Source organism: Streptomyces sp. NPDC045022 (genome assembly GCF_056432605.1).
The window spans coordinates 19,989-31,870 of record NZ_JBWKIR010000033.1; the positions used below are offsets into that span (position 1 = coordinate 19,989).

Annotated in this window: 9 protein-coding genes; 2 read left to right on the plus strand and 7 right to left on the minus strand. The window is 72.5% G+C overall.

Translation table 11 applies throughout. The features are described 5' to 3' along the window. Positions 1-72 precede the first annotated feature (72 nt). The 7 genes from AC07C1_RS35505 to AC07C1_RS35535 all read right to left on the minus strand — a co-directional run bounded on the left by AC07C1_RS35505 (position 73) and on the right by AC07C1_RS35535 (position 8,143). Positions 73-1,044, minus strand: coding sequence for an LLM class F420-dependent oxidoreductase (locus AC07C1_RS35505; protein ID WP_478945907.1), 972 nt, complete (start codon positions 1,042-1,044; stop codon positions 73-75). A gap of 50 nt (positions 1,045-1,094) precedes the next feature. Then, positions 1,095-2,666 (minus strand): serine/threonine protein kinase, encoded by a 1,572-nt coding sequence (locus AC07C1_RS35510; protein WP_478945908.1) that lies wholly within the window; start codon positions 2,664-2,666, stop codon positions 1,095-1,097. A 207-nt stretch (positions 2,667-2,873) separates the two neighbouring features. Continuing rightward, positions 2,874-3,842, minus strand: coding sequence for a pyridoxal-phosphate dependent enzyme (locus AC07C1_RS35515; RefSeq protein ID WP_478945910.1), 969 nt, complete (start codon positions 3,840-3,842; stop codon positions 2,874-2,876). 92 nt (positions 3,843-3,934) lie between these two features. Next, positions 3,935-4,966: a polyprenyl synthetase family protein gene (locus AC07C1_RS35520; RefSeq protein WP_478945912.1), complete on the minus strand. Its 1,032-nt coding sequence runs from the start codon at positions 4,964-4,966 to the stop codon at positions 3,935-3,937. After that, entirely contained in the window at positions 4,963-6,003 is a 1,041-nt protein-coding gene (locus AC07C1_RS35525; protein ID WP_478945914.1) for a tetratricopeptide repeat protein, read from the minus strand. Before AC07C1_RS35525 ends, AC07C1_RS35520 begins: the two co-directional genes overlap by 4 nt. A gap of 152 nt (positions 6,004-6,155) precedes the next feature. Next, positions 6,156-6,833: an AIM24 family protein gene (locus AC07C1_RS35530; protein ID WP_478945916.1), complete on the minus strand. Its 678-nt coding sequence runs from the start codon at positions 6,831-6,833 to the stop codon at positions 6,156-6,158. Between the two features lie 110 nt (positions 6,834-6,943). Then, positions 6,944-8,143 carry a serine hydrolase domain-containing protein gene (locus AC07C1_RS35535; RefSeq protein ID WP_478945917.1) on the minus strand — a complete coding sequence of 400 codons (1,200 nt, stop codon included), beginning with the start codon at positions 8,141-8,143 and terminating at the stop codon, positions 6,944-6,946. A gap of 334 nt (positions 8,144-8,477) precedes the next feature. On the opposite strand from AC07C1_RS35535, the gene AC07C1_RS35540 reads away from it, so the two are divergent. Both AC07C1_RS35540 and AC07C1_RS35545 read left to right on the plus strand, forming a co-directional pair. Beyond that, the gene (locus tag AC07C1_RS35540) at positions 8,478-10,241 is read left to right on the plus strand and encodes a M4 family metallopeptidase (RefSeq protein ID WP_478945919.1); all 1,764 of its coding nucleotides are present in this window, start codon (positions 8,478-8,480) and stop codon (positions 10,239-10,241) included. A gap of 418 nt (positions 10,242-10,659) precedes the next feature. Then, positions 10,660-11,880 carry an SGNH/GDSL hydrolase family protein gene (locus tag AC07C1_RS35545; RefSeq protein ID WP_478945920.1) on the plus strand — a complete coding sequence of 407 codons (1,221 nt, stop codon included), beginning with the start codon at positions 10,660-10,662 and terminating at the stop codon, positions 11,878-11,880. The last annotated feature ends 2 nt before the right edge of the window (positions 11,881-11,882 follow it).

Consider the following 11,882-nt stretch of genomic DNA (forward strand, 5'->3'; position numbering starts at 1 on the left):
CGCGCGACTGATTCCCGTGGCCGCCGCGCAACGCGGCCGGACGGGTGCCGGTCGCTCGCCGGGGCAGGGGCGTCAGCCGAACGCCTCCCGCAGGGCCGGCAGCAGGGTCTTCGCCGACCAGTCCAGATACTCGTGCTGTGTGTCGCCGCCGATCTGCACCAGGGCGATCTCCCCGAACCCGGCCTCCGCGTAGGGCCGTACGGCTTCCACGAAGGCGTCCGGGTCGTCCCCGCACGGGATGGCGGAGGCGACGTCGTCCTCGGTCACGAACTGCGTCGCGGCCTCGAAGGAGTCCGGGTGCGGCAGCTCGGCGTTCACCTTCCAGCCGAGCCCGAACCAGCGGAACTGGGAGTGGGCGCGCTTGATCGCCGTGTCCCGGTCGGGGCCGTAGCACACGGGCAGCTGGCCGACCCGGGGCTTGCCGGTGCCGCCGTGCCGGTCGAAGGCCTCCAGCAGGCCCGCCTTGGGCTCGGTCGCGATGACCAGGTCGGCGAGGTGCCCGGCGAGCTTGCAGGACCGCTCGCCGGAGACGGCGATGCCGATCGGCGGGGCCTCGTCCGGGAGGTCCCACAGGCGGGCCGACTCCACGTCGTAGTGCTGTCCGTGGTGGGTGACATGGCCGCCCTCGAACAGCGCGCGGATGATCCGCACCGCCTCTTCGAGCATCTCGTGCCGTACGTCCACGGGCGGCCAGCCGCCGCCCACGACGTGCTCGTTCAGATTCTCGCCGGCGCCGAGGCCGAGCCGGAACCTGCCCTCCGAAAGCAACTGCACCGTCGCCGCCTTCTGCGCCACGATCGCCGGGTGGTAGCGCAGGATGGGGCAGGTGACGTAGGTCATCAGGGGAATCCGCGAGGTGGCCTGGGCGGCGGCGCCCAGCACGCTCCACGCGTACGAGGAGTGCCCTTGCGAGCGCAGCCACGGGAAGTAGTGGTCCGAGGTCACCGAGAAGTCGAACCCGGCGTCCTCTGCCCGCACCACGTGGTCGATCAGGTCCCGGGGACCGGCCTGCTCGGTCATCATCGTGTATCCGATTTGCACCATAAGAAGCGAGTCCCCGGGTCGGCCGAGGGAAAACGGCCGGAGGGCGAGGGTCAGTCCTTCGGCTCACGGAACGTCCGCAGGAAAGTCTTCAGCGCCAGCCGGTTGACCGCGTCGCCCCAGGTCGCGGCCGGTGTGGTGAAGCGCAGGGAGAACCCGCGCCGGCCGCCCAGCACGAACCCCCGCCCGTAGGTGTGCACCCGCCCGTCCCCGGCCCCCGCCAGCCACTCGATGTCGGCGGCCTCGTGGCCCTGGTAGGTGGTGGCCCGCACGTCGCCGACGCGCTGATAGCCGGGGAGCCTCTTCAGCCCCGGCTCGACGTCCTCCCGCCACACGGCGACCGGGTCCGGGCCCACCCGTTCGCTGTAGGTGACGGCGAGGGTGGGGGAGTCGCCGTTCCGGCCGAAGGTGACCCGGTAGGCGAGGCCGGTCACGCGGGAGGTGGTCAGCCGCTTCCAGCCGTCGGGGAGCGCCACGGAGAAGCCCTCCGGGGCGGTGTAGCGCCGGTAACCGGCCGGCGGGACGGAGGAGGACGAGGCGGTCGGGGTGGGTGTGGCCGTGGGCGTGCCGCCGCCGGTGTGCCGGCCGGTGGGGGCGGCCGGGGCCGTGCCGCGCGGTGGTGCGTCCGCCGTGTCCGAGCCGGGCAGGCGGTGGGTCGCCGCCAGGACCGCGGCCGTGACGGTGACCGTGGCCAGCACGGTGCCCGCGGCCAGGGCTCGTCTGCCCCGCCCCGGTCCGGCCGGGCGCACGCCCCGGTACGCGCCGCGCACCCGGGGGACGGGGGCCGGCTCCCGGTCCGCGTCCGTTTCCTCGGTCAGGGCCCGGGTCAGGGCTTCCTGGACCACCGGCCGGGTCAGCCGCTCGATGGAGTTCTTGCGCAGCAGCCCTTGCACGGTCCGGGTCAGCGGACCCGCCCGCAGCGGGGTGCGCAGCGGCAGCCGGTCCACGGCCTTGAGGGTGGCGTCCGGCCGGCCGCGGTCACGGAACGGCGGGCGGCCCTCGACCATCGTGTACAGCAGCGCGCCCAGCGCCCACAGGTCGGCGGCCGGGCCGATGCGCTCGTCGCGGGCCTGTTCCGGCGAGGCGTACGACGGCGCCGTGAGCCGTGGGACGAGGGTCGACCCCGCCAGCCCGAAGCCGGTGACGACGACGGGGCCGTCCTCCCGCACGAAGAGCTGGGCGGGGCTCAGTTCGCCGTGGGTGATGCCCTCGTCGTGCGCGGCCTGGAGCACATCGAGCAGATCCAGGCCGATCCGCGCCGCCCGCACGGCGTTGCAGGAGCCCTCGCGCTCGAGGAATTCGCTCAGGGGCGTGCCGTCGATCCACTCGGTGACCGTCCACAGGGTGCCGGCCTCCACCACGGCGTCGACGACGGTGGCGACCTGGCCGGGACGCAGCAGCCGCATGGTCTCGGAGGCCCGGATGATCCGGGCGGTGACGCGGCGCGCGGCGTCCTCGGCGGACGGCTGCGGAAGGGCGGTCTGCGTCACCAACCGGGGTTGCTGCGCCGTCACGTCCTCGGCGTACCACCACAGGCGGTTCGTCTCGCGGGCGAATACCTCCAGGAGCCGGTACCGTCCGGCGACCAACTCGTGTGCGGAGACGTGCGCCTTGGCCATGGTCATCCCTCGCTGCAACCCCTGCCCGGTGTTTCCCAGAGGTACGCGGGGCGCGTGGGGGTGCGTTCAAAGAATCCTCAACTCGGGCCCCTCCTTGCCTTTTATTCAACACTTCGAAAGCGCTTGCGAGTTTGGGTTGATCGTCCCCACCGGCTCTTCGACCTGCGGGTAACCGAGGGTAAATTCCGGGTCGGCCACGGTGCACGATCGGTGTCACGTCAGGCCGAAGCGGTCGGCCCATCCGATGAGTTCCCGGGGTGTCGTATTGCCCCCGCACACCACGAGTCCGATCCGGGCGCCGTCCCCGACGCGTTCCCTCACCTGACGGGCCGCCGGCAGCAGGCAGCCCGCGGCCGGCTCGGCCCACACCTTGGCGTGGTCGGCGAGGTCCAGGCAGCCCTGCACGGCGTCCCGGTCCGGGACCACCAGAACCTCCTCGACCAGCGCGGACACATGGTCGTACGTCAACTGCGACACCGACGGCGCACTGAGCGTGGTGACCAGGGACGCCAGCGGGACCGGTACCGGTCCGCCCACCGCGAGCGCGGCGGACATGGCCTCGGCGCCCTCGGTCTCCACGCCCCACACGCGTACCCCGGGCCGCTTGGCGCGCAGAGCCGCCGCGATCCCGGCGATCAGGCCGCCGCCGCCCACGCTGACGACGACGTCCGTCAGTTCGCCGGTGCCCGCGGCGTCTTCCGCCAACTCCAGCCCCACGGTGCCCTGTCCGGCGATCACGACCGGGTCGTCGAACGGGTGGACCAGGGTCAGTCCCTCGTCCCGCAGCCGCGTCACCAGCTGGAACGCGCTGTCCATGCCGTCGGTCAGCCGCACCGACGCGCCGGCCTCCTCCGCGAGCCCGATGGAACGCGCGGGCGCGGTCCGGGGCATCACCACGGTCGCCTTCACATCGAGGGCCGCCGCCATCACCGCGACGGCGATCCCGTGGTTGCCGCCGCTGACCGCGACCACGCCCGCGGCCCGCTCGGCCTCGCTCAGCGACAGCAGCTTCGCGGTGGCCCCGCGAGCCTTGAACGAGCCGGTGCGCTGCAGCAGTTCGAGCTTGGCGGTGACCGGGACGCCGAGCAGCGCGGTCAGACCGGGGCTCGGTACGGTCGGCGTCCGCACGACGTGCCCGGCGATCCGCCGGCCGGCGGCTTCGATGTCCGAGATGCCGATCAAGGTGCCTCACCCTTCCGGCGCGGGGGTGGGACCGCGCCGCCCGCACCTTGACCCGCCGGGACACCGGACGTCAACGCCGTTTCGGATCAGGGCTACAGCACGCGGTGCACCAGGGAGTCCAGCAGCCGGTGCAGCTCCTCGACGGCTCCGGCCGCCAGGGGTGCGTCCGAGAGCAGCGCACGCGCGGCGGCCGTGTGCGCCCGGGCCTCGGCCAGCGCCGCCGTACGACCGCCCGCCTCCTCGATCAGCACCGCCGCCTCCGCGTCCCGTCCCGGCGAGCCGAGCAGCGCGGGCAGCCGCCGGGCCGCCGGGGAGCCGAGCGCGACCAGCACCGGGAACGTCTTCTTGCCCTCCCGCAGATCACCACCCACCGGCTTGCCGGTGACGGCCGGGTCGCCCCAGATGCCCAGCACGTCGTCGACCAGCTGGAAGGCGATGCCGAGGTGGCGCCCGGCCCGGTCCAGCGCGGTGACCGTGGCCTCGGGCGCCCCGCCGAGCGCGGCACCCAGCGCGGCGGCGCAGCCCAGCAGCGCGCCGGTCTTGCCCTCCGCCATCGCACGGTACTCCTGCGGCGTCACCCGCTCCGGGCCGGTGCACGGCCGGGAGGCGAACAGCAGGTCGTCGGCCTGTCCGCGGACCAGATCGGCGAGCGCCGCCGAGAGCAGGCGTACGGCGCCGGGCCCCTGCGGCGCGGCGGCGAGCGTGTCCACCGCCAGCGCGAACAGGGCGTCCCCGGCGAGCACCGCCGGACCGGTGCCGTAGGCCTGCCACACGGCGGGGCGGCGGCGCCGGGTCGCGTCGCCGTCCATGATGTCGTCGTGCAGCAGCGAGAAGGCGTGCACCAGTTCCACCGCGACCGCGGCCGGGATGCCGGTCCTCGCGCCGGCGCCCGCCGCCTCGGCACCGAGCACCGCCAGCGCCTGCCGTACGCCCTTGCCGCCCGGCGCCGTGGCGGGGGCACCGCCGACCTCGCACCAGCCGAAGGAGTACGCGGCCATCTCGGCGACCCAGGGGTGCAGCCGCCCCACCGCCTCCGTCAGCGCCGGGCGCACCAGCTCACGGCAGCGGTCGAGGGTTTCGGCGGCGGTGAGTGGCGCGCGGACCGCCGTGGGCAGCGCGGTCACCGTACGACCTCCGGGTCGAGGCCGAACTCCCGCTGGGCCCGGGTCACCATCTCCCGCGCGTGCTTCAGGCCGCTGCGCTCCAGCGTCCTTGCCAGGTCGGCCAGTTCGGCCGCCGTCTCGGCGCGGTCCCGGCCGAGGCGGGCCAGCGACTTGGCCAGGCCGAGGCGGGCCAGCGCCTCGCCGCGCGGCTCGCTCATCGCGCGGAACTCCTCCAGCGCCAGCTCGTACAGGTCCCTGGCCTCGGCGTGACGACCGGCCCGGTAGTAGACGTTGCCGCGCATCTTGTGGTTGTAGGCGAGCGCGCTGGAGAGGTTCATCGCACGGCAGACGGCCTCCGCCTCGGACAGCAGCTCCAGCGCCCGTGCGATGTCGCCGTCGCGCACCGAGAGGACGTCGGCGAGCCCGCGCAGCGCCCACGCGTGCCCGCGCCGGTCCTCGGCCCGCCCGGCTATCTCCGCGGCCTCCTCGAACAGGGCGTACGCCTTGTCGTAGTCGCCGGTGTTGCGGTGCATCTGCGCGATGCCCTCCAGGGCCCAGACCGTGTGCCGGGCCTCTCCCCGCTTGCGGGCCTCGGCCAGCAACTGCTCGTGCAGCAGGCCGACCGCCTCGTAGTCCCCCTGGATGCGGCCGGTCTCCGCGAGCCCGGCCAGCGAGTACCCGCGGACCACGACGTCCCCGCCGCGCTCGCCCAGTTCGGCCGCGAGCCCCAGCAGCCGCCAGGCCAGCGGGAACGCCCCGCGCTGCCGGGCCAGGGTACCGCCGCTCCACAGCGCCCAGGCCATGGCGGCCGTGTCCCCGGCCTCACGGGCGGCCCGGTAACTGGCCTTCCAGGCCAGCTCCGCGTCCCGCACATGGCCGAGCCGCCGATGGGCCTCGGCGACGGCGAGCCCGCAGCGCGCCGCCTCGCCGGGGCGCCCGGAGCGCTCGGCCTCGCGCAGCCGCTCGGTCCCCTCGGCCAGCACGTCGACCAGCGAGGAGTTCACGGACAGGGTGGTCAGGGCGCCCTGGTACTCCGGGGCGAAAGCCTTGCCGTACATGCGTACCCTTCTATACACGGAGTGTATACATGTCGTGTATAGCGTCTCGGAAATGCGCCCCGGCCCAAGGGGCCGGGGCTCGGTCTGTTGTCGGTCAAGACGCCGGTACGGCGAGCGGGGTTGCCCGCGCGGCAGGGATCACTTGTGAAGGTTCAGTGCTGCTGCGCCTTCTGGGGCGTCAGCTCGCTCGGCCGCACCACGACGTACCCCTCGCCCTGGAGCACCAGCTGCACGGCCTCACCGGAACCGCCGCGCAGCATCGAGCCGATGGACTGCGAGCGGTGCAGCGAGGTCTGGAGATGCGCGGTCCAGCCCACCACCGCGTCCGTGTCGACGTACACCGGGGCCTGCGCCGAGACCGGTATGACCAGCGGGTTGCCCTCGCAGACCAGACCGAGCCGGCCCTGCCCGCTGAAGACGCTGTTGAACAGGCCGCCGCCGGCGATGCCCGACCCCTTCACCGTCTTGATCTCGTACGCCAGGGAGGCGTCGAAACACAGCACGTTGCGGCCGTTGACGGTGAACTGGTCGCCGGGCTCGACCTCGACGATGAAACAGTTCTGCGCCTCGTGCGCGAACCAGGCCTCGCCCTGCCCGCGCACCGCCATGAGGGGCAGTCCCTCACCGGTGACCGCACGCTTGAGCATGCCGCCGACGCCCTGCCCCTTGCGCTCGAACTTGAGGTCGCCGCGGTAGGCGACCATCGCGCCCTGGCGGGCGTACATCTCCCCGTTCACCGCGTACCGGACGCACTTGGCGTTCTCGACGGACATTCCCGGCTCCACGGCCGGCTGCACCACGTGCTGACTGGAAAAGAGATCACCCTTCATGCGTGGCATGGTGTCCCGGACGATGTCGTTCCGCCAAGATCACGGAGCGTTTCGATATGCCGACCGCCGTGCGGGCGCGCCCCCCATGCCCCCGCACCCGGGCCAGGCGCTCAGCCCACCTGGTCCTCCTCGGTGGTGCCCCGGTCGTGCAGCGCCTTCGCCGGCTTCCCGCAGAACGCCGACTCCAGCGTCTCCGCCAGCGTGTTGAGCACCTTTCTGTTGTTGGAGGTGTTGGTGACCGCCGTGAGACTGCGCTTGCCGTCCTTCGTCGTGAAGGCGTACGTGTAGTAGCCCTGCACCACGCCCGTGTGGCCGTAGACCGAGACCCCGCAGGACAGGTCGCGGCGTCGCAGCCCGAGTCCGTAGGCCGTGGTGCTGTTGACCCGCGCGAAGCGCTCCATCTCGGCGAGCCGTGCCGAGGACAGCAGCTTGCCGCGGAGCAGCGCGGAGTAGAAGGTGTTCAGGTCCTTGGCGCTGGAGATGATGGCACCGGCGCTCTGCGCCCAGGAGACCGTCTGGGCGGTCGCGTCGACCAGCTTGGCGCCGGCCGTGTCCGGAGTGAGGTACCCGCGGGCGTACCGGCCGGGGATCGCGGTGTCCGGGTGGACGTAGAACGTGTCGCTCAGCTTCAGCGGCTTGAAGATGCGGTCCTCGTACGCGGTCTTCACGGAGTGTCCGGTGAGCTTCTCGATGAGCAGGCCGGCGACGACGAAGTTGGTGTTGGAGTAGTTGTAGGCGGCGCCGGGCGCGTTGGTGCGGGGCTTCTTCAGGGAGAGCGCGACCAGCTGCCGGTAGGTGAAGACCTTCTTCCGCACCGCCTCGAAGCCGGACACGCTCTCGGCGAACATGTCGTTGGTGTAGTCGTACAGACCGCTGCGGTGGCCGAGCACCTGGCGCACCGTGATCCGGTCGTCGGGCAGCAGCCCCGGCAGATACCGGTTGACCGGCGCGTCGAGCGTGAGCCGGTGTTCGTCGGCGAGTTGCAGCAGGACCACGGCCGAGAAGGTCTTGGTGACGCTGCCGACGCGGAACCGGTCGCCGGTGGCCATGACCCGCCGGGTACCGCGGTCGGCGACGCCACGGGTGAGCCGGTATGTCCCGTCCTCGTCGTCGATCCGGGCCAGGGCGCCCGGGGCGCCCTGGTTCACGGCCGAGCGCAGCACCGCGGCCAGACCCGTGGTGTCGGGCGCGGGAAGCGCCGCTGCCGTCGGGGTGTTCGGCTCCGCGGTGGCGGCCCGCGCCGGGACCGCGAGGAGCGACAGTACGACCGCTCCGAGGACCGCACTGCGGCCCGCCGTTGCTGAGACCATCCGGTACCCACTCCCATCCATACGTCTCGTGATGCGATGTCGGTCACATTCCGGCCTCGGAACCTAGGGGATCGGGGCAGCGTCTCCACAGTCGACACACAGTTGGCCGGCTCGTGATCACCCTGTGGCGCCCATTCGTAAAGGATTGCCATAGAAATTCGCGAAATGGATCATTCCGGCTTTACGTGCACATGACTGATCCGTAAGGGTGAACTCCGGGGCCCTACCCGCCCCCGTGGCGCCGAACTGTGCCACGTCTCAAGGCGGTTGGTGACCCCTGCCGCCTTCGCACGAAGGAACCCTGATCAGATTGCGTAGACCGCACATACGCTCCGTGGCGGTCGCCGTCGCGGTGACGACGGCTGCCACGGGCCTGGCCGGCACGGCCTTCGCGGGTCCCTCCACGACGGGGGTGGAGCGGACCGCCGCGTCCACCACCACGAACGCCACGGCGGTGGTGGAGGCGGCGCGCACCGCGGCCTTCGGCCACGCCTCGGCGACCGGCGTCTCCAAGGGTGACGAACTCCAGGCCCAGGACGTCCTGATCGACCCCGAGGGCGCCCGGCACGTCCGTTTCGTCCGGACGCACGGCAACCTGCCGGTGCTCGGTGGCGACCTCATCGTCCACCTCGACCACAAGCTGGCCTACACGGGCGTGACCCGTGCGGCCGACCACTCCGTCAAGCCGGCCACTTCGCAGGCCAAGCTGACGGCGCGGCAGGCCGCCGCCAAGGCCGCCAAGGCCGCCCAGGGCGACGCGAGCAGCGCCCAGCTGGTCGTCGACGCCCGCGGTGGTGACTCCGCCCTGGCGTACCAGGTGACGGTGTCCGGCCAGGGCGCCGCCCACACCGTCGTCGTCGACGCCGTCACCGGCAAGGTGCGCAGCAACACCCCCGTCAGCGACGAGTTCCTGTCCCCGAAGCTGCTCGACGCCCTGCGTGAGCGTGGCGAGACCGCCGACCCGGAGACCGGTGTCGGCTCACCCGCCCCGGCGGGTCTGCTGGGCTCGGGCGTCCCCGGCGCCACGCGCTACCCGGCGACCGCGAAGGGCACCGGCAAGACCCTCTTCGTGGGCAACGTCGGCCTCACCACCACGCAGACCTCGCGCGGTCACTACCAGCTCAAGGACCCGACCCGGTACGGCACCGAGACGCGGGACGCCAAGGGCTCGTACACGGAGAAGTTCAGCGCCGGTACGAAGTTCACCAACACGACCAACGTCTGGGGCAACGGCAAGACCACCAGCCGGGCCAGCGCCGCCGCCGACGCCCAGTACGGCGTCACCAAGACGCTGGACTTCTACAAGAACACCTTCAAGCGCAAGGGCATCGCCGGCAACAGCAAGGCCGCCCAGGCGATGGTCCACTGGGGCAACAAGGTCGCCAACGCGTTCTGGGACCCGACCTGCAACTGCATGCTGTACGGCGACGGCGACGGCCAGATGTTCAAGAAGCCGCTCGTCGTCCTCGACGTCACCGGTCACGAGCTGACCCACGGCGTGGTGGAGGCGACCGCGAAGCTGCAGCCGACCTTCGTCGACTCCGACGGCAACCAGTACGGTGAGCCCGGCTCGCTGAACGAGTCGATCGCGGACATCTTCGGCTCCAACGTCGAGTTCTACGCGAAGAACGCGAAGGACACCCCCGACTACCTCGTCGGCGAGAAGCTGGGCCTCGCGCAGAAGTTCCTGCGCCGCCTCGACCACCCGTCGCTGGACAAGCTCGAGGGCACCATCGACTACTGGTCGCCGGACGTGTACTACACCGAGGTGCACGCCGGTTCCGGTGTCTCCTCGCACGCCTACTACCTCCTCGCCGAGGGCAGCGGCAAGAAGACGATCGGCAGCGTCACCTACAACTCGCCGACCTACCACAACATCGCGGTGAAGGGCATCGGCCGGACCAAGGCCACCGCCATCTACTACCGTGCGCTCACCCGCTACATGGTCTCCACGACCGACTTCCACCAGGCGCGCATCGCGACCCTGAAGGCGGCCAAGGACCTGTACGGCGCGAACAGCACCGAGTACAAGACGGTGGACAAGTCGTGGTCCGCGGTCAACGTCACGGCCGCCAACACGCCGGCCGCCCGCCACTGACGGACGGCACCGCACACCAGCACCACCGGATGCCCCGCCCCGCGCGGGGCATCCGCATGCCCGCCCCTCGACAGCCGCCCCGACCGCCTTCGCGACAGCCGCTGTTTCTCGGCCGCCCGCCCCTCAGCGGAGGCGTTGCCGCGCCGCACACCCGATGACCTCCGGCTCACGGGGCAGCCTGCCGATGGGCCTGTGAAGGCCGCCCCGGACGCCTGGGCCGCCTACGGCAAGCGGAGCCCGGACCGGGGCCGGAGCTCGTGGCGGGCTTCCTCGTCGATCCGAGCCGGCGGGACACGAAGCGCACCGAGGTGCGGGTCCGGAGCATCGGCGGGACCATGACGTCCGTGGGATACGCAGGCACGTCCCGGACGGCCCGCAGGCAGCGAGGCGGGTCCGTCACGATCCGGGACCCCGCCCGGTGAGCGGCCGGTTCGGACGCGGCTGCCGCACAGCCGCCGCGCTGTTCACGGCCATCGTCTGCCAGACCGCGCCCGCACGGGCGGCCGGCGCGCCGCCCGAGCCCGCCACCAGGGTGGCCGGTGTCGTCACCTGGGCGGCAAGCGCCGACCGCATGGGCGAGGGCACGGCCGGCCAGGGCTACCGGCTGATCATCCACACCAGCGTCGGCGGCGGCGACCTGCGGGTGCGCTTCACGAACGCCTTCGGCGACCGGCCACTGACCCTGGACGGTGTCTACGCCGGCCTGCGGTCCCAGGGGGCGGCACTGCGGCCCGGCAGCAACCGGCGGCTGACCTTCGGCGGAGCGCGTACGGTCACCGTGCCGGCCGGCGCCGTCGCCTGGAGCGACCCGCTGCCCGGCAGGGTCCCCGCCGGCTCCGATCTCGTCGTCAGCCTCCGCACCCCGGACGCGGCCGGCCCGGCCTCCGGCCACTGGATGGCGATGCAGACGTCGTACACCGGCCCGGGCGACCACACCGCCGAGGAGAGCGGCGCCAACTGGGCTCAGGCCACCGGCGCCTGGTGGTACCTCGACGCCGTCGCCGTACGACCGGCCGGCCCGGGGCCGGGTGCCGTGGCCGCGCTCGGCGACTCCATCACCGACGGCTGGCAGTCCACCACCGACCTGAACCGCCGCTGGCCCGACTACCTCGCCCGGCGCCTCGCCGGCAGCGCGACGTCGGTCAAGGGCGTGGCCAACGAGGGCCTCTCGGGCAACAAGCTCCTCACGGCCGGCGCCGGGCAGAGCGCCCTGCTCCGGCTGGACCGGGACGTCCTCTCCCAGCCCGGAGTGCGCACCGTGTTCCTCTCCGAGGGCCTGAACGACATCAAGGCCCACACCGGCGTCACCGCTGCCGACCTGATCGCCGGTTACCGGGACATCGCGCGGCGGGCGCACGCGGCCGGGAAATGCGTGGTCGCCGCCACCGTCGGACCGTTCAAGGGCTGGTACGAATGGGACCCGGCCGCCGAAGCCGTACGCCGGCAGGTCAACCGGTTCCTGCGCACGAGCGGGGACTTCGACGCCGTCACCGACTTCGACCGCACCCTGCGCAGCCCGTACGACCCCGAGCGGATCCTGCCGTTCTTCGACGGCGGCGACCATCTGCACCCGGGCGACAAGGGCATGCGGGCGATGGCCGACGCCGTCGCCCCGGGCAGCCTGGACTGCACTCGCTGAAG

Bases quoted from the DNA above. Each gene is read 5' to 3' on its own strand.
- AC07C1_RS35505 (WP_478945907.1), bottom strand. From the start codon at position 1,044: ATGGTGCAAATCGGATACACGATGATGACCGAGCAGGCCGGTCCCCGG.
- AC07C1_RS35510 (WP_478945908.1), bottom strand. From the start codon at position 2,666: ATGACCATGGCCAAGGCGCACGTCTCCGCACACGAGTTGGTCGCCGGA.
- AC07C1_RS35525 (WP_478945914.1), bottom strand. From the start codon at position 6,003: ATGTACGGCAAGGCTTTCGCCCCGGAGTACCAGGGCGCCCTGACCACC.
- AC07C1_RS35530 (WP_478945916.1), bottom strand. From the start codon at position 6,833: ATGAAGGGTGATCTCTTTTCCAGTCAGCACGTGGTGCAGCCGGCCGTG.
- AC07C1_RS35535 (WP_478945917.1), bottom strand. From the start codon at position 8,143: ATGGTCTCAGCAACGGCGGGCCGCAGTGCGGTCCTCGGAGCGGTCGTA.